Source organism: Leptospira bandrabouensis (assembly GCF_004770905.1).
Classification (GTDB): Bacteria; Spirochaetota; Leptospiria; order Leptospirales; family Leptospiraceae; genus Leptospira_A; species Leptospira_A bandrabouensis.
Genome location: NZ_RQHT01000014.1, coordinates 783,871 through 807,029 on the forward strand (window position 1 = coordinate 783,871; position 23,159 = coordinate 807,029).

The 23,159-nt window shown below is 35.8% G+C and carries 21 protein-coding genes; 8 read left to right on the forward strand and 13 right to left on the reverse strand.

What is annotated here, in order from left to right; all coding sequences use genetic code 11:
- The first annotated feature begins 10 nt into the window (after positions 1-10).
- The 5 genes from EHR07_RS10875 (at position 11) to EHR07_RS10895 (ending at position 5,593) form a co-directional block, all read left to right on the forward strand.
- Complete coding sequence (locus EHR07_RS10875) at positions 11-484, forward strand: LA_3150 family lipoprotein (protein ID WP_135745101.1); 474 nt, start codon at positions 11-13, stop codon at positions 482-484.
- A 281-nt stretch (positions 485-765) separates the two neighbouring features.
- The gene (locus EHR07_RS10880; protein WP_135745102.1) at positions 766-1,659 is read left to right on the forward strand and encodes a bile acid:sodium symporter family protein; all 894 of its coding nucleotides are present in this window, start codon (positions 766-768) and stop codon (positions 1,657-1,659) included.
- 1 nt (position 1,660) lies between these two features.
- Entirely contained in the window at positions 1,661-2,626 is a 966-nt protein-coding gene (locus EHR07_RS10885) for an NAD-dependent epimerase/dehydratase family protein (RefSeq protein WP_135745103.1), read from the forward strand.
- On the forward strand, positions 2,616-4,397 hold the full coding sequence (locus EHR07_RS10890; protein ID WP_135745104.1) for a Vgb family protein: 1,782 nt from the start codon (positions 2,616-2,618) through the stop codon (positions 4,395-4,397). The genes EHR07_RS10885 and EHR07_RS10890 overlap by 11 nt, the downstream gene beginning before the upstream one ends.
- Positions 4,394-5,593 carry an MFS transporter gene (locus EHR07_RS10895; protein ID WP_135745105.1) on the forward strand — a complete coding sequence of 400 codons (1,200 nt, stop codon included), beginning with the start codon at positions 4,394-4,396 and terminating at the stop codon, positions 5,591-5,593. The genes EHR07_RS10890 and EHR07_RS10895 overlap by 4 nt, the downstream gene beginning before the upstream one ends.
- A gap of 1 nt (position 5,594) precedes the next feature.
- On the opposite strand, the gene EHR07_RS10900 is transcribed toward EHR07_RS10895, so the two are convergent.
- From EHR07_RS10900 to EHR07_RS10945, 10 genes are read right to left on the reverse strand one after another with little or no spacing between them, the layout of a single operon-like run.
- Positions 5,595-6,824 carry a DUF2804 domain-containing protein gene (locus EHR07_RS10900; RefSeq protein ID WP_135745106.1) on the reverse strand — a complete coding sequence of 410 codons (1,230 nt, stop codon included), beginning with the start codon at positions 6,822-6,824 and terminating at the stop codon, positions 5,595-5,597.
- A 28-nt stretch (positions 6,825-6,852) separates the two neighbouring features.
- Positions 6,853-8,415 carry a methyl-accepting chemotaxis protein gene (locus EHR07_RS10905; RefSeq protein WP_135745107.1) on the reverse strand — a complete coding sequence of 521 codons (1,563 nt, stop codon included), beginning with the start codon at positions 8,413-8,415 and terminating at the stop codon, positions 6,853-6,855.
- A 2-nt stretch (positions 8,416-8,417) separates the two neighbouring features.
- On the reverse strand, positions 8,418-9,203 hold the full coding sequence (locus EHR07_RS10910; RefSeq protein WP_135745108.1) for an enoyl-CoA hydratase/isomerase family protein: 786 nt from the start codon (positions 9,201-9,203) through the stop codon (positions 8,418-8,420).
- An 11-nt stretch (positions 9,204-9,214) separates the two neighbouring features.
- On the reverse strand, positions 9,215-11,140 hold the full coding sequence (locus tag EHR07_RS10915; RefSeq protein ID WP_135745109.1) for an AMP-dependent synthetase/ligase: 1,926 nt from the start codon (positions 11,138-11,140) through the stop codon (positions 9,215-9,217).
- Positions 11,141-11,148: 8 nt separating this feature from the next.
- Positions 11,149-11,979, reverse strand: a complete 831-nt coding sequence (locus EHR07_RS10920) for an SDR family NAD(P)-dependent oxidoreductase (RefSeq protein ID WP_135745110.1) — start codon at positions 11,977-11,979, stop codon at positions 11,149-11,151.
- A 21-nt stretch (positions 11,980-12,000) separates the two neighbouring features.
- Complete coding sequence (locus tag EHR07_RS10925) at positions 12,001-12,963, reverse strand: NAD-dependent epimerase/dehydratase family protein (RefSeq protein ID WP_135745111.1); 963 nt, start codon at positions 12,961-12,963, stop codon at positions 12,001-12,003.
- Between the two features lies 1 nt (position 12,964).
- A complete protein-coding gene (locus EHR07_RS10930; RefSeq protein WP_135745112.1) occupies positions 12,965-14,092 on the reverse strand; it encodes an acyl-CoA dehydrogenase family protein in 1,128 nt (375 codons plus the stop codon).
- The gene (locus tag EHR07_RS10935; protein WP_135745113.1) at positions 14,089-14,970 is read right to left on the reverse strand and encodes a bile acid:sodium symporter; all 882 of its coding nucleotides are present in this window, start codon (positions 14,968-14,970) and stop codon (positions 14,089-14,091) included. Before EHR07_RS10935 ends, EHR07_RS10930 begins: the two co-directional genes overlap by 4 nt.
- A gap of 4 nt (positions 14,971-14,974) precedes the next feature.
- Positions 14,975-16,516: a GMC family oxidoreductase N-terminal domain-containing protein gene (locus tag EHR07_RS10940; RefSeq protein WP_135745114.1), complete on the reverse strand. Its 1,542-nt coding sequence runs from the start codon at positions 16,514-16,516 to the stop codon at positions 14,975-14,977.
- The gene (locus EHR07_RS10945) at positions 16,509-17,075 is read right to left on the reverse strand and encodes a hypothetical protein (RefSeq protein ID WP_135745115.1); all 567 of its coding nucleotides are present in this window, start codon (positions 17,073-17,075) and stop codon (positions 16,509-16,511) included. The genes EHR07_RS10940 and EHR07_RS10945 overlap by 8 nt, the downstream gene beginning before the upstream one ends.
- Positions 17,076-17,243: 168 nt before the next feature.
- Here EHR07_RS10945 and EHR07_RS10950 point away from each other — a divergent pair, with 168 nt between their 5' ends.
- Positions 17,244-17,822 (forward strand): TetR/AcrR family transcriptional regulator, encoded by a 579-nt coding sequence (locus EHR07_RS10950; RefSeq protein ID WP_135745116.1) that lies wholly within the window; start codon positions 17,244-17,246, stop codon positions 17,820-17,822.
- Positions 17,823-17,832: 10 nt separating this feature from the next.
- Here the strand turns inward: EHR07_RS10950 and EHR07_RS10955 are convergent, their stop codons facing one another.
- Positions 17,833-19,035: an EAL domain-containing protein gene (locus EHR07_RS10955; RefSeq protein ID WP_135745117.1), complete on the reverse strand. Its 1,203-nt coding sequence runs from the start codon at positions 19,033-19,035 to the stop codon at positions 17,833-17,835.
- Positions 19,036-19,213: 178 nt separating this feature from the next.
- On the opposite strand from EHR07_RS10955, the gene EHR07_RS10960 reads away from it, so the two are divergent.
- Both EHR07_RS10960 and EHR07_RS10965 read left to right on the forward strand, forming a co-directional pair.
- Positions 19,214-19,927: an RluA family pseudouridine synthase gene (locus EHR07_RS10960; RefSeq protein WP_135745118.1), complete on the forward strand. Its 714-nt coding sequence runs from the start codon at positions 19,214-19,216 to the stop codon at positions 19,925-19,927.
- On the forward strand, positions 19,917-20,558 hold the full coding sequence (locus EHR07_RS10965; RefSeq protein ID WP_135745119.1) for an HAD family hydrolase: 642 nt from the start codon (positions 19,917-19,919) through the stop codon (positions 20,556-20,558). Before EHR07_RS10960 ends, EHR07_RS10965 begins: the two co-directional genes overlap by 11 nt.
- A gap of 7 nt (positions 20,559-20,565) precedes the next feature.
- Here the strand turns inward: EHR07_RS10965 and EHR07_RS10970 are convergent, their stop codons facing one another.
- Both EHR07_RS10970 and EHR07_RS10975 read right to left on the reverse strand, forming a co-directional pair.
- Positions 20,566-21,495: a response regulator gene (locus EHR07_RS10970; RefSeq protein ID WP_135745120.1), complete on the reverse strand. Its 930-nt coding sequence runs from the start codon at positions 21,493-21,495 to the stop codon at positions 20,566-20,568.
- Positions 21,492-23,108 carry a sensor histidine kinase gene (locus EHR07_RS10975; protein ID WP_135745121.1) on the reverse strand — a complete coding sequence of 539 codons (1,617 nt, stop codon included), beginning with the start codon at positions 23,106-23,108 and terminating at the stop codon, positions 21,492-21,494. Before EHR07_RS10975 ends, EHR07_RS10970 begins: the two co-directional genes overlap by 4 nt.
- Positions 23,109-23,159: the final 51 nt, after the last annotated feature.

Sequence of the window (23,159 nt, forward strand, 5' to 3'; positions counted from 1 at the left end):
GGACCTTTATATGAAATTAAATCAAATGAATCGATTGTTGTTTATGGTCTTTGTTTTGTTTTTACTTGGCAATTGCCAATCCAAAGAACAAAACCGGGATGAAATTTCCTCACTTGTGATTCACAATTTATTAAACAATGTGCCGGATCGAAATAAATCTTTAGTGGTAATGGAAGTGGCCGATCTGGGTGGCTCTTATACTGGTACTTGTTATGATACGTTCCAACTGAATGGAGGAAATATTGGTTCCACTGCTTACTTCAACACTCCTCCTGGTGGTGCTGGTGGAACCCTAAACACGGAAGTAAAAAAGTATGCTGTATCAACTTCCTCTTGTTCCGATTTAGGATTTGCCAGTGGCACCAATTTTGGTTCTACATCACAAAGACCAAATCCAAATGATTTGTTTACGTTTAAAATGTTTACTTGTGATCCGAATAACAACCCTTGTGCGAAATCCGCGATCAAAGCTGCAGGATTTTAAACAAAACTTATCGAATCTCTAAAACTAACATCAAGTTTCTTTTCACAAAAGGATAAAATCACTATCCTTTTGTGAATTTTGTAAGGATCTTAACTTCATTTCGAATTTGTTCAATATGGAAAAGAAGTTAGTGTTCAGAAATTACTTAGCTCTCACTTTCCTTCCCCTCAAAAAAAGATAGAATTGGAACTTCCATAAAAGAAGATTACCTCTTACAAACGTACAAAATTTCAATGTGCGTTCTTTATTGGATCTATTTAATTCTATAGGAATGAATGAGAATGAATTATAATAACGACTACCAAATCGTTTTAGGCCTTGTATTAGCACTTATGATCTTCGGGGTTGCTTTGGAACTTAGGTTCATTGCTTTTAAAGCAGTGTTACAACGTCCGATCTCTGCCTTGGCTGGCCTCATTGGACAAACCGTATTTTTACCTTGGATCACTCTACTGATTACACTCCTACTCGATTTGCCCGCAGGGATAGAGCTAGGTATGTTGTTAGTGGCAGCAAGTCCTGGAGGAAATTTATCCAATATCATCACACATTTGGCTCGTGGAAATACAGCACTTTCAGTGAGTATGACTGCTGTTTCCAGTGCATTCGCCATTATAACTTTACCACTTAACTTTACGATTACGGCAAATTTGAATCCTGTTACACAGGCCCTGATCTCTGGAACAGGAGAACTTCATATCGATAGTATCGCTATCATCAAAGGATTATTGATTTTACTTTTGTTTCCATTAACTCTTGGAATGTTAATTGGAAATTATGCGACGGGAACCGCTCATAAAATCACTCCCTTTTTCAAAAGGGTTTCTTCCTTTGCTTTTCTTGTGTTTATCCTTGTGGCTGTTGGGGGAAACTGGAAAGTGTTTTTAGACAATATGGGATTTATTTTTCTAATTGTTGTCTTCCATAATTTGGTAGCCCTAACCATTGGAAATCTAATCGCTAGAGTATTTCGACAAGACCCTTATAACCGTCGTGCGATTACGATTGAAGTAGGAATGCAAAACTCAGGTCTTGCTCTGGGACTTATATTAACACAATTCCAAGCAGAACCAAACATGGCTTTGGTAGCCGCATTCTGGGGAATTTGGCATATTGTTTCGGGACTTTTGTTAGTATTGTATTGGCGAAAGTTTTCACCTATTGAAGGAAAATAGCTTGAGAGTATTGATTACAGGAGGTGCCGGATACATCGGTACCTCGCTCATCCAACATATATCTAAATCCTTTCCAAATTGGAAAATTTTTTCAACAGATATAAAACCTTTTAATGGTTTAGAAAATTTTTCCAATGTCGAATTTCAAATTTTAGACATCACGAAGAAAGAAGAAGTGATTTCACTGATTCAAAAATGGAAACCTAATTCTATAGTGCATTTGGCTTCCATTTTAAATCCACCACCAGGAATGAGTGAAGAAATCCAACATAAAATTGATGTGGAAGGCACAAAGAATGTGTTAGATGGTGCTGTCCTTTCTCAAACCGAACAAGTTATCATTACCAGTTCCGGGGCCGCTTATGGATATCATAAAGACAATAGAGATTGGATCGAGGAAACAGATCCTATTCGGGGACATTCTGCTTTTGTTTATTCTAGGCATAAAAAGGAAGTAGAAGAACTTCTTGTGAGTTACCGCACCCAACATCCTGAATTAAAACAACTAATCTTAAGACCCGGAACCATCTTAGGAGCTACCGTCAATAACCTAATTACCGATATGTTTCGAAAACCATTTGTTATGGGTGTTTTCGGACATCTAAGTCCTTTTGTTTTTATTTGGGATGAAGATGTCATTCAAATCATCATCAAAGGTATATTGGAAAAAAAAGAAGGACAGTTCAATCTTGCTGGAGATGGGGCTATGACTCTAAAGGAAATTAGTTCTATGATTAAAAAACCTTATTTGCCAATTCCTGCGTTTTTATTACAGTCGGTGCTTTTTATTCTGCGAATGTTCCGCCTAACACAATACGGTCCTGATCAAATTGATTTTTTAAGATATAGACCTGTTTTATCCAATAAAAAACTAAAAACAGAATTTGGATACACACCCAAATTCACATCCAAAGAAACATTCATTCAATATTTAAAAGCCAAAGGAGTTCCTTACCATGAACGTTAAATACTTTTTGTTATTTTCTATATTCACCTATTTCCCGTTATTTGCCATTGACATCGAAGTGAAAGATTCTTCTGGAAAACCTTTAGATCTGGTTATGGTCACTGTCAAAGCAGAAAAACCGCAAGTACCTCCTCGAGATGATCATGGATATCCTCCCGAAGGTTTGGAATTTACGATTACACCAGAAGTGACTATGTTTACAAACCCCAACGGAAAAGTACAAGTTCCTTTTCCTTATGCGCCCTCAGTGGTTATTCGTTTGCGAAAAATTGGATACAAAGACCAAAACTTAAGGGCCTTTTCCTCTGGTTCATTCCAATCCTTTCGAATGGAGAAAGTAGTAGATATCAACCTTCTTGCCAGTCAATACCCATCCAATAGTTGGGTAGCGGCCTTAGATTTTGGCGAAGATAAGGATTTAAGAAAAACTTACATGGAACAATGTGGGTTCTGTCACCAACAAGGTAGTTTTTTTATGCGCCGCGCATTTTCAGAAGGAGATTGGGAAGATATCATCAATCGAATGATGGGATATGGTGCAAGGCCACACGGCAAAGCCAAAAAGAAACTCCCGTCATTATTATCAAATGCTTATGTAGATTTACTCAAACATCCTGAACGTGTAAAACCAGGTCGCACTTGGGGAAAAGAATTATACGGTGCTGTAATTCGCGAATGGCCAATGGGTGATAGTTTTTCCCAAATGCATGATCTTTTGTATCATAAAAAAACAGGTTTAGTGTATGTGGGTGATAATATTCAAGACAGACTTTGGGAAATTAACCCTAACACAGGTAAAACGGTAGTTTACAAAGTTCCCAAACAACCAGAAGACGAACTTGGTGGGCTTCTTCCTGGAAGATTACGATCTTTCCAAAAACATGAAACTTATGTAGGCCTACATTCCTTAGCAGAGTCTCCAGTGGACGGACATATATTCATCACACCATCCTTACAAAAAAGAATCACTGAGTTTGATCCGATTTCAAAAAAATTCACAGACCATATGTTTGCTGATGGATTGTATCCTCACACGGTTCGTATTGATGATGAAGATCGAGTTTGGTTTACATTAGCTCTTTCCAACCAAGTGGGAATGTTTGATCGTAAAAAAAATACATTCAAAAACTATAACTTACCAGCTAGAACCAAAAAGGAAAGTTTTAGTTTATGGATCAGCGGATTCATTGTGAAGTTGATGAACTGGGGTTTCCCAATGCACTTACTTCCTGTGGATGAACGTGTGAGTGGAATGCCTCTTCCTTATGGAATTGATATCGCACCCAATGGAAATGTTTGGTTCACTCGATTACACGCCGATACAATTGGTGTGATCAATCCCAAAGATGATAGTTTTCAATTGATTGAAACACCTTTCCAAGGACCACGTCGCCTAAGAATCGATAAAGACAATCATATTTGGATCTCTGCATTTCCTGAAGGTTCTATTGCTAAGTACACACCAGAAGATGGTAAATTTAAATTGTATCCTTTGCCTACTGCTGTAGATGGAGTAGAAACTCCTTATTCTCTTAACGTAGACAGACCAAGAAACTTAGTTTGGGTGAATGGTACTTCTTCGGACAATCTTATGGCAATGGATATCAATACAGAAGAATGGAAAGTTTATCCAATGAGTCGAAAAGTTACTTTTACTAGAGATGTAGAATTTGGTCCCGATGGAAAAGCCTACACTTGTAATGGTGCCTTCCCTAGTTGGCATATTGAAGATGGACAACCAACACTGATGGAAATTAAACAATCAAAATGAATTCAATAACAAACTATAACCAAGGACAAATTGTAAGATTTTTGGCTGCCTCTTTTTTAGGATTTTTAGCAGGCCACCTAACAAACTACAGCGTCATTTTGTACGCACAAGATGTTTGGAATGCAGATGCCCTTGCTGGTCTCGGTTTTGGTTTGTGTTTTGGTGTCCCACTCATTCTTGGTTGGTTTGCGGGTGCTTGGTGTGATTCTTATTCACCTCAAAAATTAGCACAAGGTGCCCATGTTTCTTTTTTAGTTTCTCTTGGTTTATTAAACCTTTCTTCTCGCATGGAAGGTGAACTTGCAGTGATCATTTACCTACTTGGTGCTGCTTTTGCTGGCGTTGGTTGGTCTGTTCTTGCTCCCGCACGGATGTCCCTTCTGGGAAGGCTTGCAGGGGAGCGCCAAGTAAAGTTAGCAGTAGTATTTAATATTCTTGTGATGCTTGGTTTTGGAGCTGCTCCTCCAATTCTTGCTTTTTGCCGGAAATTGAACTCCTGGGAAATGGTTCACCTAACGGGAATCAGTTTATTTATTCTTGCAATGGTTCTTCTTTTGGGAATTCGAACGGATGGTCTTGGTAAAAATTCCTCTGCTTGGGATCGGATTTTACGTGGGGTTTCTTATGCTAAAAATCACACTCTCCTTAAACAAACCTTACTTTTTTCGATTATCATTTACTGCTCGATGGGCCCGGTCCAAGTAATGATGCCCCGGTTTGCCAAAGGAATTTTGAAACTGGGAGAATTGGAACGAGGATTTTTTTTGGGAGGACTCGCCATTGCTTTGTTAATTGGTGGAGGAGTTTCTTTGAAACTGGCAAAACACGTTGGTTATGGAAAAATGATACTTTTGGCCGGTTTATTTTGTGGGTTGGGTTTTTTAGGAATTGGGTTTAGTAAAATTGTATGGGTCTCTGTTTTATTTTTACTATTTAGTGGATTTGGAGCAGGTGCTAGTATTAGTTTAATCGTTGCTATCTTACAATCAGAAGTAACTACAGAATATAGAGGTAGACTTGTGAGTTTATATACAATCACAAGTCAAGTTGTACCGGCAACGTCAGGTCTTCTTTCTGGACTTCTATTGGTAAAATTACCAATAGACACCGCTGTAATCGCCGCAGGAGCCACCCTCACTCTGATTGTGATTTTCAGCACAATCAGATTAGAAACACTTAGAAACTATAAATTTTAAATTACCATTGTTGGTACATTTGTTCTGCAAAACCAGCAAGATCTTTTACTATTAGTTTTGTGCCATTGTCCAAAACAACATAACCGTTGTAATGTCCAAATGCTTTATTTAAATAAGCTTCTGTCTTAAGAAGTTCCAATATTTCAGCGAAGGTAAAGTTTTGGTATAATTGTTTTAAGAAACCAATCATTCCCATTAAGTCAATGTCTGAATGCAAAAGATAAACAGGTGTGAATTCGAGTTCCAAACGACCTTCGTTACTGATAAACTTCCAAGGTTTTTTGTAATCTGTTACATCATACTTCCATGTAACTTTATCTAGTTTATGAACCTTTCCTTTATAAACGATTCCATTTTCAGTAGCGTTGTTTGGAATTCCAAATCCATATCCTAAGTTTAAACTTAGTAATTCTCCATCAACAAGACCAGCACCTGCTGCCCAAAGCCATTTGTTTTTTTCTGGCCATGTGCCTCTTCCCCAATCTAATACAGCATAACTCTTATCATTAAATTCATAATTGATATTGTTATGTTGGATTGAACCTTTACATAACAAACTTGGCATTTTGTATTCATAAAAGAAGGTTGATTCGGAAAAAGGAGTAATCACGGCAAGGGCCTCTGCTGCTTTTTCTTCCAACTCTAAATTACCTTTGATAAAATCAGAATTGGAATCACCAATGATAGAATATTCAATGACTCTTTTGCCTTTTAGTTTCGTAATGCGAATGAACTGATCCCCTTTTTTGAATTCGATTGGATCTGTTGTATTAGTAGGAAAAAAAATCTCACCAGGTCTTACCAATTCAGTTTTTGAAAAAATCACTTTGCCAGTGGAGAAATCTAAAAGTTCAATGCTACCCATTGCTAAATTTCCAATATCGGTAACAGTAACAGCTCCACCAAATTTTTCGTTATAAAATGTATAATGTTCCCATCGTTTGTATCGTTTTGGTTCAGCCTTAATAAAGGATTCATTTATTTGGAAATGAGGGTATCTTGACCAACCAGAAACATTTAGTTTTCCATCGACTAACAAAAGTGGGATTGGGCTTTTGATTTCCTTTTGAATAGTCGGATTTGTGCCAGGTTCGGGAATGAGCGTGATGGTTTTTCCATGTTGGTCTACGGTTTGACCAGGTTCTAATGTAGCATTAGAACAATTGAATATACAAAAGCTTAGGAAAAAAATACCTAAGACAATTAACACCTGTGGTTTGCTATAAAACATAAATGTTCTCCAAAAAACAAATATTATACTAGGAGTTGCTTAAAGTCAATAACTCTTGAGATTGAATTCTAATTTGTTCTACATACTGCTCCAAATTTCTGGAAGCATCCGAAATTTGACTCACCTCATCTTCTAAGGAAAGGATTCCTTTATTCACTTCGGTTTGTCCTGAAATTTGTTCTTTCGTACTAAGTGATATTTGTGACGATAAATCATTGATTTCGTTCAAACGAGCTAAGGTATCATAAATAATTCCTTTTTGTTTTTCAAAAAGTTCATGCATATAACTCACTTTCTCTGTTGTTATTTCTAATTTTTGAATTTGATTTGTAGTAAATTTCCCTGTTTGAGCAGAAACTTCAGCTGCGTTAAATATAAACTTTCGCGAGTTGCCTACAACTTCTGAAATAATTTTTGCATTTGTTGCTGTAAAGTCTGCAAGTTTACTTACTTCGCTCGCAACAACAGCAAATCCCCTACCTACTTCACCAGCACGAGCCGCTTCAATGGAAGCATTCAATGCAAGTAGATTTGTTTTCTCTCCGATTTCGGCGACAATTTGATTGATTTCATCTACCTTATCAAAAGAAGATTTTATGGAAGATAAGTATTCACTAGTTCTTTGAGAGACCACAGCAATTTCCGTTGTATCTTTTTTATTTTCATTGGCCAATAAAATTAAATCCTGATTTGTTTCACTGATCGTTTTAACCAACTGATTTAGTTCGTTCGATCCAGAGAATAAATCAGAAATTTTTATATTTTGATCATTGATAATCTTAGCATTCGATTCAAAAGAAGAAAATAGTTCTGTGTTGATTGCTGTCACTTGTTCTAAAGATGCCGCTTGAGATTCTAATCTTTCTGCTGTTTTAGAAATGTAATTTCCACAACTTTGAATTGAAGATTCTAAATTAACTGCAGCACCTTGCACCATTTTCTTTTGTAAAATTGATTTTTGAAATAAGTCTTCCGATTCTTTTGCCTTTTCCATTCCTTTATCACTGATTTGTATCAAAAGGGCAATAAGCCTTGAGAGTAAAACTCCACTAACAATAATAAATATACCTTTAATGATTTCAGCAGAAGTTCCCACATAACCCGTTTGTATATAAAGAGTTGGATCTTCAGTCGGAATCAATCCACCATAAGAGACAGAAATAAAATAAGATAAAAAAACACCAAACCCCGACAAACATCCATTAAACAAAACAAATTTTGGACTTCCTAAAAACCCAGAGTATATTAAATAAAAATACACAACGAGTAACACTGCAGTGTTATTTAAGGCAGACTTCGCCTCTAGAGGGCCCATACTACAGTCAATAGATGTATTGATTAAGTGAATTCCAATGTCTAAAACAATGAGAAATTTATGAAACCAATCCGGTGGATTTCCGTTTTTTAACCAAAGATAACAAATGGTAGCATAAATACCCATAATCAATGTTCCAGACAAATGGATCGTAAACATTGCTTTTGGCATACTTTCTCTCGTTCCAAGTAACGCAAAAAAGAATATAAAAAAAAGAACGATTCGGATTCGGTTGACTGTTACTTTTCCATTCTGCCAAAGAGAATCAATACTCATTGTTAGTTGCCAGTAAAAATAGGTTTCCGTTGATTAGTAAAACTATCTAGAGCTTCTTTTAAATCTGAAGAACCTAAAATCTGCGATTGTAATTCGATTTCTAACTCTAAACTCTGGTCTAAAGGAATTTTATCCCCTTGTTTTATAATTTGTTTCGTAATCGAAATAGTTTTGGGAGGTAAAGATTTAAACTTATTTGCAAATTGTTTCACAGAGTCTTCTAAATGATCAGGAGAAACTATTTTGGTGACTAAGTTAAGTTGTAATGCTTTTTCAGGATTAAATTTATCACCTAACATAACTAATTCATTTGTTGCAGCCACGCCAGCATTTCTAGTAATTCGATTGGTTCCCATAAGAACAGTTAACCCTAATTTAACAAGAGGAATTGAAAATACCGACTTTTCGCTAGCGATTCTAAAATCACAACATAAACTCAACATAAATCCACCACCCATACAAAATCCTTGCATTTTGGCAATTGTTGGCTTTTTGATATTTTCAAATGCGGTAAAACAACTTTGCATTTCGCGCATGTTATGTTTGAAGTCTTCAGTATTGATTTCAGTCACTTTATTTAAAATATCTATGTTTACACCGGACGAAAAATGTTTTCCTGCACCCTGCAAAATGATGACCCAAACATTTTGATTTTCATCTAACTCTTTACTAATTTTCTTTAGTTCAAAAAGAGAATCCATATTCATTACATTCAAATCATTCGTTTGTAATGTAAGCGTTGCAACTCGGTCTTCTATACTTATGTTCCAAGATTTATATGTTTGCACTATATTTCTCCCTATTTGCGATACATAGATTCAATTTCATTATGATACTTTTCTTGAACTCTATTTCGTTTCACTTTTTGTGTTTGGGTTAATTCATCATGTACAACAAAAGGATTTTGTAAGATATAAATATTTGAAATTCTTTCAAAAGCTTTAAATCCATTTTTATCAGATATAAACCTTTTTACTTCTTCTTTGATTAACTTTTGTAAATTCTCGTCTTCGTTGTAGATACAATGGTTCAAATCCAAAGGGATCGAGTGCAAATTTAAATAGGATTGTACTTTTTCCAAATTTAACAGGATTAATACTGATAACGTTTTTTTATCTTGTCCAACGACAACTGCTTGGTCTATATATTCACTTTGTTTCAAACAAATTTCTATTGGCTCTGGTTCGACATTTTCACCTCCAGAGAGAACAATTGTATCTTTGGCTCTACCAGCAAACTTCAAAGTACCTTGAGCTGTATAAACAAGTAGGTCACCAGAATTTAACCAACGATCTTCGGTTAACACTGCTTTTGTTTTTTCCTCTTCCAAATAGTAACCTTTCATATTATGGAATCCATGATGGTGTGCTACACCCTTGATTCCTGGTTTTTTGATTTCCTTTCCAAACTCATCAATAAGTTTAATTGTTACTCCTTCAATGGGTTTTCCAACATTACCAATTGAAAAATCATTATAATGTCTTATGGTAGAAACACCTGAATTCTCTGTCATCCCGTAGACTTCTAATATAGGCATTCCAATTGCATACATAAACCTATCAACTTCGGCTTGCAATGCTCCTGCACCAGCGAAAGCATAACGCAATTTACCACCTAATACTGATAATATTTTTGATAGTACCAATTTAGAAATAGGGAGCAGCGGAAGATAAATGACTAATTTAATGAAATGAAAAACTTGTGATAACAGTTGCGCTATTGTTTTAGGTGAATTTAACCTTGGAATTCGATCAAAAGCAATATCAAAACAAATGGAAAAATTAACAGAGTTCCAAACAAGTAATTTCAAAAAATATTTTTTGAATAGATTACTTTTGTTAATGGTATCTCTAATTTTATCATAAAAACTTTCCCAAACACGAGGAACGGTAAATAAAATTGTAGGTTTTGCCTTTGCTAAGTCCTTTCCTAACTCGGCAACCGTTGTAAAAGCAATTTTGATACCCGAATAAAAACAGATAGTTTCAAAAATTCTTTCACCGCTATGCCAAGGAGGAAGGAAACCTAAAGTGACATCACCTTCTCCCACTCGAACTCCTGTTTTTCGAAATTCAGCCACAAGGGAATGAATTTCAAAAAGAATACTCCCATGTGTTAACATAACACCTTTTGGTTTTCCTGTTGTACCAGAAGTATAAATGATAGTAGCTAAATCTTCTTCCTGGATTTCTTTTCCTCTTGAATGAAATTTATCATCACTAATGGAGGCGCCGGCTCTCTTCAATTCTGAAAAATTTAAAATTGGAAAACCTAATTCGGTATTTTCACTTCGATTGTCCCCAAATAAAACAATAGTTTCAATTTTCAGTTTTTTTAGTTCAGGTAAAAACTTAAGTAACGTTTTTTCGTTTTCAATAAAGACAATTTTACAGTTTGCGTGGGTTAATATATAACTGATGTCATCTAAAGTTGCATCGGTTCCTCTAGGAACATCCACACAACCTATATTTGTGATGGCCATACTTACTTGTAACCATTGGTGGCCTACATCAGCAATGATTCCGATTCTTTCTCCAGAATTTACATTTAAATAAAGTAATCCCTTGGATAAACTTTCCACTGAAGAAACAAATTCATTATAACTAATATCAAAATAATTTTTTTTATTATCTTTATAACTTTGAACAGGAAGATCGCCGTACAAACGTCTTCCTTCTTGTACTAAGTTATACAAAGTTTTTTTTTCTAAATTGGGAACCTTCATATCCATTCCTAAACGTTGATATTCATATGGTTTAACAAAATTTTATCTTTGATTTTTTGTGGCAAAAAGCGGTTTAGTCCTAAAAAGAATGTACTCATAAAATCTACTTGGTTGAATAACTTAGGTTTGTTAGAAACAATAACCTTAACTATCTTTTCCGCTGCCTGAATAGGATTCGTAGCGGTTCGGATCAAATCATTATCTCTATTGATAAAACGCACACAACGATCATAATATGGTGAATTTTTTTCTGGTAACTTTTGTGCTTTTGCTGCAAAGTTTGTAGATACTTGCGCTGGTTGGATCATGGCCACTTGAATACCAAATGGAGTTACTTCATAACGTAAGGAAGATACCATCCCCTCAATCGCAAATTTTGTGGCTGAATAGATAGATTCAAAAGGAAAAGGAACTTGGCCCACAAGAGAGGACATTACAATCAGTTTTCCTTTTTTTGCAATACGCATAGAAGGAAGGAATGATTGTAAAAGTCTTGCACAACCGATAACATTGATATCAAAACATTGAAGAGCCTTGTTTAAATCTACTTCTTCAAATGGACCGAAAAAACCAATTCCAACATTTGATACAACTGTATCCACATTTCCGAATTTTTTTAGAACGGTATCTTTAAACTTTATAATTTTTTCTGTTTCGGTAATACTCAATTGTTCTAAATGAAACTTTGCATTTAACTTAGTTAATTCAGAAGATAAACTATCTAAATACTTTTTTTCAATATCAAATCCACAGATGATATGACCTTGGGCCGCTAACATAAGAGATACTTCTCTTCCCATTCCTTGTGCAATTCCACTGATTACTATGACTTTACTCATTTCCTTATCTCCTATAGAAAACTATTTCATTTTTAAAATTGAACTTTTGAAATCAGGATACTTTAAAGTATAACCTACCGATTTCAGTTTTCGATTATCCATATAATAGTCGTTATACAGATATTTGATGGCTTCATATTCCAAATCGGGAATTTTCCCTCTCAGTTTGGCAATAGGTGCTTCTAACTTTGCTAAAACCTTTAAAAAACCTAAAGGGATGTGGACCTTATTAATTTTTGAACCAAAAGCATCTGCAGCTAAACTCAAAGCCTCTTCTAAACTTGGATGGCTATCATCTGCTACATTAAAAATTCCACCAAAAACAGATTCATTCTCTGAAAGATAGATTGCAGCCGATGCCACATCCTCTACCCTAACATTTGCTAACTTTTGTTTTCCGTTTCCTGGAATTCCTGCTATTTTTCCTGGCCTAGAAAAAACCTTTCCAGCACCATCATTGCAACCAGGGCCGTAAACCGTACAAGGTCTTAAAATCACTGCTTTAAGACCTTTCGGAATTTTACTCATTACAATTTGTTCTCCATCATATTTACTTTTACCATAAGAGTCCTTAGGGAAACAAAGATCTGTCTCCTGAAATGGATTCCCTTTATAAGTTCCGTAAACACTAGAAGAACTAAAGTGAATGTACGCTTTTACTTTCTTTTCTAATGCTAAATCTGTGATTTTATCCACAGCATTTACATTGATTGGTTTTAAAGTATCGTAAGTTGTACTTAAATTACAAATCCCCGCCACATGAAAGATTCTATCCACTCCATCCATTAATGGTCGAAGTTCTTCTTCTTTACGTATGTCTGATTTAACAAATTCAATATTTGGATTCTTTAAAGAATCAATTCTATCATTTCTTAAATCAGTAACACGAATTTTTAGGTTTTTATCTTTGGAAAGTTCCTTTAATAGTTCAAACCCGATAAATCCATTCGCACCTGTAACTAAAGTTGTAGAGATATAATTCATATTAATAGTGATAAGATGGTCTTAAGATTTCTCTAGCGACATTGTTTAACATGACTTCAGAACTTCCACCGCCAGCTAATAGCGACTTGACTTCTCTCACATAACGATCATAAGGACGATTTCTGTAACATGCATGGGATCCCGTGAGAGTGAATGCTTTATTCACAGTTTCATCGGCAACAACTCCTGCAAGATACTTGGCAATGGAAGTTTCCAAATTATGATTTACTTTTTGATCATGTAACCATGCAGCTTGGTTTCTAGCCAGTTTCGCAGCTTCTAATTCGGAGGTAAGTTTTGCAATGATCCACTGTATTCCTTGAAAATCTGAAACTCTGTTTTCACCAACCTTTCTAGATTTGGTAAAGGACACGGCATGGTCTAAACAGCCCCGAGCAATTCCAATTAGCTGCGATGCCACACCAAGACGACTCAATTTAAAAATCGCCATAAAGGTTTCGATCCCTCTGCCTTCTCTTCCTAAAACAGTATCAGCAGGAATACGACAATCTTCAAAGTATACATCATACATAGGAGCTGAACGTAAACCAATTGGATCTTGTTTTTCGTATCGAATTCCTTTCGAATCTTTATCTACCAAGAATTCAGTTAATCCTTTATCAGTTTTCGCTAACACCATCATTAACTGTGCTTCTTTTCCCAAATTGATATGTACCTTTAATCCATTCAGCACCCATTCATTTCCATCTTTTACGGCAGTTGTTTGAATGTTTTGAAAAGACGATCCTGCATCTGGTTCAGAAATTGCCTGGGCAGCCATAATCTTTCCTTTCGCAAGTTCAGGTAACCATTTCCGTTTTTGCTCTTCTGTTCCAACAGCTAACAGACCTTGTTGAGCTTGTATTAAATTCTGTGGACCATATACTAATTCTTTGGCAGTCTCTTCCATAATGATAGTATATTCCATTGCGCCTTTGCCCATTCCGCCGTATTCCTCTGGAACAATTACGCCAGTCCAACCTTTTTCACCTAACGCACTCAATACGTCCCATGAAAACTCACTATCGCGTTCTTCAACATCTCTTTGGGGATCTGCACCCGCGATCTTTGCGTAAGCAGCTACGGCTTCTCGTAATCGGTTTTGTTCTTCCGAAAAATAAAAATTCATTGAATCATTTCCTTTTGGTTTTTCTTAGATTTTAAGTAAAATAATAACGTTGCGAAAGAAGATGTGATCGGAACAAATAATGCGTATAACAAGGGCATCCACAAAATTTCGTTCACTAATCCTGCTGGAAAACTAAGTAAAATCACTGCGATCGTAAGTGGTCCATTTTGAATGCCTGTTTCTAAAGAAACGGTTGTACTTTGTTTCTCTGATAGATTTAAAACCCTACTTAGCGCATAACCAAATATATACCCCAGAATCGTAATCAAAATCGCGGAAATATACATTGCAGATGTAGTTTTTTTCAATATCTCAATATTTTTCGGAACCATAACTATCAAAAGAAATACGATCATTAGAATTCCTAAAACACTTCCCACTTTTTCAATTTTTAACGCCATTTTAAGATTAGCTGACCTAATCTTAATACCGATTAACACGGGAAATATTAGGATAATAATGGAACCAATAATACTCTTATATGGAATTTGAATCTGTTCTGCGTTGAATCCAGAACAATACAGCCAAAACAAAAATGGCATCATTACGATGGCAAGAATTGTCGAAGCAATGGTCATACTAATGCTTAACGCAACATCACCTTTTGCATAATAGGTTAATAAATTTGAAGTTGTTCCACCTGGTGTACAGCCAACTAAAATTAATCCTATGGCAAACGATGGAGAAAGTTCAAATCCCGTTGCGAGTCCAAAAGCAATCAATGGCATAAATCCAAATTGGGAAATCATTCCAATTAACAATGGTTTTTTGGATTGGATTGCTTTTTTAAAATTTTCTAAGGTTAAGGTTGTACCCATCGCAACCATTAGAAAAAAAATCATAGAAGCAAATAATATTTCTTCGACTCTTGTTAACATAATATTAGTTTAATTCTTTCCCCAAGTGAGTGGCTAGTTTCGATGCAATCGCGTAAATGGTGAAACTTGGATTTACACCCAAACTTGTAGGAAAAATGGATCCATCGATGACTGATAAGTTTTTTAGATGGTGAAATTTTCCGAATGTATCTACTACAGAAGTTTTTGGATCTTTTCCCATTGGATTTCCACCTAACGGATGTGTGGAATTTACAACAGTGTTAGGAGATTGGATTGTCATCGATTCAATCCCTTTTTTTGCTTCTGACCAAGAAGAAAAAGGACTCACAGCATTATTAGCAGGAACAACAGTTTTTGCTCCTGCTGCAAACTGACACTCTGCCATTGATAAATAAGATCTCCTAATTCCATCAATCATATAGTTATTCAATGGATAATCTAGGATTGGATAACCAACATCATTCAAACTCACCGTTCCACCGGGACTATCATCGTTAAATCCATCCCGAATTTGCGAAACCAATACATGTAAGTTTGGATAACTTTTTACATAAGATTCAAATTCTTCACCCACTAACTTTCGCAAGTTCATAAGAACAATAGGTTGTGCACCTACTGCTTCAATATTATAACCAGCTCTACCTGTAACCCCATCCTTCCATAAAAATTCGTCCGAAGCCACAGATTGAGGAGCACCGAAAAATCCAAATACAGAAGAAGGCATTTCTGCTACCGAATAATTATGCAATTGTACGAAAGTTCTTTTTCCAATTAATTGGTAAGGATCGGGTAGTTTGGATCTTAAAAGTAATGCCGGTGAATTAATGGCTCCTGCACTGGTAATAAAATGTTTTGCAAATAATCTTATTTTTGGTTTGTTATCTGTTTTATAAACTGCAGGCTCACATACCAAATGATCGATTTGATTCTCACTCCATTCATAACGAAGCGCTTTTGTATTGTACAACAACGTAGTTTTTTCTTTCAGAGCAGAAGGAATCGTAGTCACTAGTTGGCTTTGTTTAGCATCAACGGGACAACCCAACCCACAATATCCTAACATTCGACAATTTTTAACATTACGCGGAATTGAACTATAACGCCAGCCTAGTTTTTTTGCACCTAAACTAAGTAAGTTGTTATTATGATTATGTGCTTCCCATGTTTCAATGGAAAGTCTATTTGAGGCAATTTGGAACCAAGGTTCTAATTCATCTGAACTATATCCTCTTATACCCAAATCATTTTCCCAATACTCTAACGTTTCCTTCGGTGTTTTGATACAAGTAGTCCAGTTAACTACTGTTGAACCACCAACAGTTCTTCCTTGCACAACGGTAAATGCTTTATCTTTTGTTGGTCGAGTTGCACCTTCAAAGTACAGTCGATTAAAAGTAGAAAGTTCTTTCAGATCAAAGTCTTTACTCGTTTCATAGTTTCCTTCTTCAACGATAATTACTTTGTATCCTGCTTTTGATAAAATCTCAGCACTAGTTCCACCGCCGGCACCTGAACCGACGATAACAAAGTCTGCTTCTAAATCCAAATCTTTCTCTAGATAGGAAACATTAATTAATTTATCCATGACGTAATCCTAATGCATGTTTTGGACCTGGATATCCGACATGTTTCCACGAATAGGATGAATCAAAATATCCAATTGTAATCATTGATTGTAGTAAAAAGAAAATAGAACGAAATAAACTAATAGAGGACATCTTCCATTGGTTCAATGTTTTGATGACTACGTTTCTATCTGTTAATTCCCAATGAGAACCTGATCCAAACAAATACCATCTAACAAATCTTAGCTTTAAAAACTGAATGGCTTCCAAAATTTCATCTTGAGTATGGATTGGTAAAGTGTAGAGATAAGAATCAATACCCAGGATAACCTCATTGAGGACCTTTTCTTTTTCTGAAGGTTCTTTAGGAAGAAAGTTAAATAGTACGGCTTCACACAAATGGGCGAAAATTTCTTGAGCCTCTGGATCCAAAAACCTGCAAGAAAGACCCCGACCGGCAATCACCGATTTTTCAGTTGGTTTACATTTCCAAGTGGAAAGAAAAAGAAAAACCGCCCCAAGAGCCGAGGTTTTGACAACGGTTCGCCTAGAAATTAGAATTTTTCTCGAAATTGCCATCGTAAATCCGTATTTCCCTCACAAAATAATGAATGAATATTCATTCCTTTTTTTACTTTACAAGTACTTTTTTAAAAAAAGAATGAAACGAATCAGATTTTGGGGTTCAATGATCCCAATTGAAAAAGGAACAATACATCCAAACTGTTTGGATGGTAGTGAGTCTCATTGGTCGAAAAGTCTTTAAAACTAAACAAAAGCGAAGAAATCCTGAACGCAGCCTTAGAATTATTTACTGCAAAAGGATTTGATGGGACTGCAGTTCCACTCATAGCAGAAAAAGCGAATGTAGCTGCAGGAACTATTTATCGATATTTTGCCAGCAAAGAAGAATTGGTAAATAGTCTCTTCCAGCGTTGGCAAGAAAGTTTATATGATAAGATTAAATCTGATTTTCCGACTAATGGAAATCCAAGAGAACAGTTTCACTGTATTTGGCAATCTATGGCTGAATTCCAAAGAGAAAATCCTCTTGCCTTTGACTTTTTAGAGATGCAATACAATCTCCCTCATTTGGATAAAAAGAGCATAGAAAAACGAGCTTTACTTTTAAAATTCTTAGCACGTTTTGCACATAACAACCGTAACGTGTTTAGAAACTTACCACCAGATGCTTTGATAGCCATTGTTTGGGGAGCTTTTGTTGGTTTAGTTAAAGGATCCAGAAACGGCAAAATAAAATTAGATTCCGCTTTTTTAAAAGAATCAGAAGAACTGATGTGGATTGCGATTTGTTTGCCATCTTAAAGGAATTCTTTTAATCTAAAGTTAAATCTACAAAAAAAGAATATCCCAATTCGTTTACACGAGAAAACACAATCACATTCTTTTTTAGTTCTTTATCCCAATAGGGATCACTCACTTGCCAATTATCTGTATCTCTGAAAACTTGTTTCACATGTTTATAAAAGAATGGCATATAAGACCAGTTTTTCTGAATTAACAAAAGGTTTTCACTAAAACCAGTTTCACTTGTACGTTCATAATAAGGTGAAACTTGGGTACCTTGCCAATCTGTTACATAGACTCTTTTAATATGAGAATCTAGTTTAAAAAAAGAATGTGGATCGATAATCACACGATTATCTAACTTTATAGTTTTTAAATGGATTGAATTTAGTTTTGATTTGATTTGTTTTTCGAATTCAATCTCTGTAGCAACTTCTCTTCGTTTCATTTCATGATACAACTGTAAGTGAGGAACGACGATGTCACAAATACTTCGTTTATCATGATTTTGTTCCGAAGGTCTTCCTAAAAAATAACCTTGTAAAAGACTAGCTCCAGAACTAATGGCACGGTATAACTCTTCCTCTGTTTCAATTCCTTCAAACAGCAATTGAGAACCAATACTTAAAGAAATTTGTTTCAAATACTCTAAAATCGATTGGTATTCTCTTTTCTCAATAGACTTTTTTAATAAGTTTAAATCAATTTTTATGATATCTGGTTTTATGGCACCTAATCTTTCTAAGTTGGAAGATTCAGATCCAACATCATCCAATGCAATTCCAAATCCTTGTTCTCGTAAAAGTTCAACACCAGCAGCTAACACATCGGTTCCGTAACTTCCCGATTTTTCGGTAATCTCTATAACAATTTGATTTAAAGGAATCCCATAGCTATTTACCAAATCAGAAATGGGTAAGGTATTGGAACGGCTTTCTTCGTATTCCAAAATCACTTGGTCGGGTGACATGTTTACAAACAAAAGATCTTTTGTGGATTGAATTTTAGTAAGTGCCAGACCAAGCAACTGCCGATCGATGATACTCATTCGAAGTGCCGAAACATGAGGATCGCTAAACTCTGGAACTGCCACCAAATTCCCAAGATCATCTCGTTTGCGACCTAAAGATTCGTAAGCCACAACAGTCTGTTCCTCTACCGAGAAAATAGGCTGAAGTAAAGGGACATAATGATTTGTAAGTATCGATTCCACTGTTGATTCCAAAGTCATAGGTTTCCTTTCCACCATCGTCTGTTTTAACGGAATAAAATTCAATAAATTAAACCCAGAAGGGAAGAAACCAGGTTTTTGATCGAATTTTAGGAGAAATGGACAATTCTTGACCCCTTCCGCACTTTCTCTTAGACTCCCAGGAGGGGTAAGAATTCCTCGCACCCTTTTATTACGAATGAAACAGAAGACCAATACCCGTTTTTTACCCAAAGGGTTAAACATATTATATGAAGACAGGGACATCCTTGTCGTAGACAAACCCGCCGGACTCCTTACGATCGCCACGGAATCGGAAAAATCCAAAACCGCTTACGCTGCTCTAATGGATTATGTAAAAAAAGGGAGCGAACGTTCTAAAAATAGAATCTTTATCGTACACAGGTTGGATCGAGAAACTTCGGGGATCTTAGTATTTGCTAAAACAGAAACGGCAAAACAAACACTCCAAGAGTCTTGGGAGAAAACAAAAAAAGTTTATCTGGCGGTGACTCATGGAGTATGGAAAGAAAAGTCAGGTATCATTCAATCTTATCTTGTCGAATCAAAGGCACACCGAGTGTATTCGACTGACGATCCAGAATTAGGTAAACTTTCTAAAACAAAATTCAAAGTCCTCAAAGAAACAAATTTATATTCATTATTAGAAATCGAATTATTAACAGGCCGAAAAAATCAAATTCGTGTCCACGTATCCGATAAAAAACATCCGATTGTGGGCGATACGAAGTATGGAAACGATACAAGATCTTTTCCAAGAATGGCATTACATTCTTTTTCAATACAACTGACTCATCCGTATAACAAAGAATTGCTTACTTTTGAAACTAATATCCCCGCCTATTTTACAGGACTCGTTGGTGGATATGAAAGGAAATTAAATGAAACATAAAGGATTTATCTTCGATATGGATGGTGTCGTTGTAGACAATCATTCTTTTCATTTCAAAGCTTGGATGGCATTTGCTAAAAAATATAACTTCCCACTAAATTCAGAAATCTATAGAGATACGTTTAATGGTAAAACTAATGCAGATCTTTTCCGCATGATATTCGGAAATATCTCTAACAAAGAAATCAAAGACTATGGAGATGAAAAAGAAAGTTGGTACCAAGAATTATATAAAAATGAAATGAAACCACATACAGGTCTCGTGAAGTATCTTCAATTTCTAAAAGACAATCACCTAAAGATTGCACTTGGAACTTCTGCACCCACAATGAATGTTAATTTCACTCTAGATACTTTATCTTTAAGACATTTTTTTGATGTGATTGTGGATGGAACAATGGTAAACCAAGGAAAACCTCACCCACAAGTGTATGAACTTTGTGCAAAGGCTTTAGAACTAGATCCTAAAGATTGTGTTGTGTTCGAAGACTCGCTTGCTGGTTTACAATCTGGAAAGTCAGCAGGATGTTCCATCATCGGTGTGGCCACATCTCATACGGAATCAGAACTAAAAAGTCACGTAAACCAAATCATAAGCGATTTCACCGAACCATCGGTTTATCTTTTATAAACGAAGTTTACTCTTGAAAGTCGGTGAGTAAATTTCCCCTTTTATTGGATAAATCAATACGAATCACGGCAGTTCTACCTTCGTCCGTATAAGAAAGGTCATCAAAAGACAATTTGCGAGCCATAAAAATTCCGCGACCATGGGTTTTGAAAGCATTCTTTGTCATGGCTTCTACAGACAAATACCTTTGCCAATCAAAACCCTTTCCTTGGTCACTCACTCGAATTTCTATCCTTTCGTCATTTTTTTCAAAAGTAACTTTTACAAATTTATCTTTAAATTCGGGAGTTTCTAACCTTCTGAAAATTTCTTCCATAAGTTTGTCATTATCGTGAAGTTCCGATTTTTCCTGATACGAGATACCCAAGTTTCCATGTTCAATGGCATTGTTTAAAATTTCCATGATACCAGTTAACACACGTTCGGGGTCTGGACATGCATTAGCAAGTAATGGTGCTAATTCATGTGACTCACGAATCGAACGAATGCGAAACTCACCTGTGATCATATGCCTAAGTGCACCCATACCTTTATGAAGGTCTTCCTTTGCACGTTGGAGTTTGATAAAATGTTCTACTGCTGTTTGGACAATCCGAACGAGTAAAGTTCTAGAATAAGGTTTTGTAAGATAATAAAATGCACCTGCATCCAATCCTTCGGTCATATCTGTGACTGAACTCATCGCTGTTTGAAAGATAACTGGAATATCCTTATACTTTTCAGAGCGTTTGATCTTTTTTAAAAGTTCGATCCCATCCATTTTGGGCATCAGTCGATCCAAAATAATCGCATGGAACAATGTAGAATCTGAACTAAGAATTTGAAATGCCTCTTCTCCATCTTTTGCTTTTACAACATTAAAGCCTTTGTCAGAGAGAGATTCATCAATGATCATCAAGTTGATCATTTCATCATCCACTGCAAGTAAGTTAATCATCGGAGTCCTTCGCGAGAACAAGGAATTAACATGGTAAAAATTGCTCCCTTTGTTTCATGGTTCTCGGCGTACAACAATCCGTGGTGGTCATTCACAATTTCTCTAGAAATGGACAAACCGAGTCCAGTTCCCTTTGTTCCTGCTTTTACCTGTTTCGATTGGATGAATTTTTCAAAAATTTTATCCAAGTCTTCGGGAGGAATTCCCGGTCCAAAATCACGAATTTGTATTCCGATACCGTTGACATATGACTGAGTTTTTCTCGGAATAAATTCTCTTCTGACCATACTAATTTCAATATTAGTGTCATTTGGGATGAATTTTAGTGCATTTGAGAGAATATTTCGTATCACCTGTTGGATTCTTTCATAGTCGAACTCGGCTTCCCAACGTTCTTCCTTATCTAGTAAAACAACTGTGATCCCTCTTTTTTCCAAAATGACTCGCATTTCGTTAATCACAAATTTAGCTGTTTCTTTCAGACAATTTTTCTCAAATAAATACCTCATTTTGCCTGATTCTAATTTGGCTATATCTAACAAATTTTCAAGTAAACCTAACAATCGTTTTCCTGAAGAATCAATAATCTGAAAGTATTCTTTTATTTTCTCTGGCGAAACCGTTGCTGATTTTTCTTCCCCTAGTTCAGCATAACTCAAAATAGCATGGATCGGTGTTTTTAATTCATGAGAGATATTTGCTAAAAAGAGAGACTTCATATAAGAGGCTTCTTCTGCAATATTTTTGGACATTTTTAAGTCCATCGTTTGGCTTTCTACCAACTCTTCTAAATGATTTCTATATTGGTATAATTCTTGTTCTTGGATTTTCCTTTGACTAATATCTCTTAAAATCCCTGTAAACATTTTCCCTGATTTAGTTTTGAATTCACCCACAGACAATTCACATGGAAAAATCTCACCTGACTTTCGTTGTGCAATTAGTTCCCTTCCAACCCCGATGATATGTTGAGTACCTGTAGCCTTATATCTTCGCAAATACTCATCATGTTTGTCTTTGTATTCCGGTGGGATAATCATCGTAACATTTTTGCCAATCACTTCATCATGAGTATATCCAAAGGTAATTTCAGCGGTTTTGTTAAAAAATTGGATAATTCCGTCATCGTTGATTATGATAATAGAATCGGCAGCATTTTGCGCCATCGAAAGGAATCTAGATTCACTTTCTAAAAACGCATTTTCCAAACGTTTTCTTTCTGTGATGTCCCTATGGTTGGACATGATATATCCTTCATAGAGAACTACAAATCGAACTTCCACATAACGGATATTTGGTTCTACGCCATAAGAATATTCTTTCCAAAAAACTTGGCTTTTTTTCTCCGATAAATATGACAATGCTTCGGCTGCGATTTCACGTAAGTAAGGAGGAAGACCCACATCGATATGTTTGCCGAGTAAGGTTTCTGGTTTGTCTCCAATATTGACAAACCTGGAAGTTTTATAATCAACGATGATTCCATCTCTGTTGATTTTGAGCCAAAAATCAGGATTGGACCTGAGAAGGTTTTCCAATTCCCGAAGTACAGCTTCCGGTGGAAAGTCGGAAGGATTCTGCCAAATACGGGCAAATGAAGAATTTGGTGCCATTCATTAAAGTCCTGATTATGAGTCTCTGAAAGAACGCTATTTTCGGAAAGA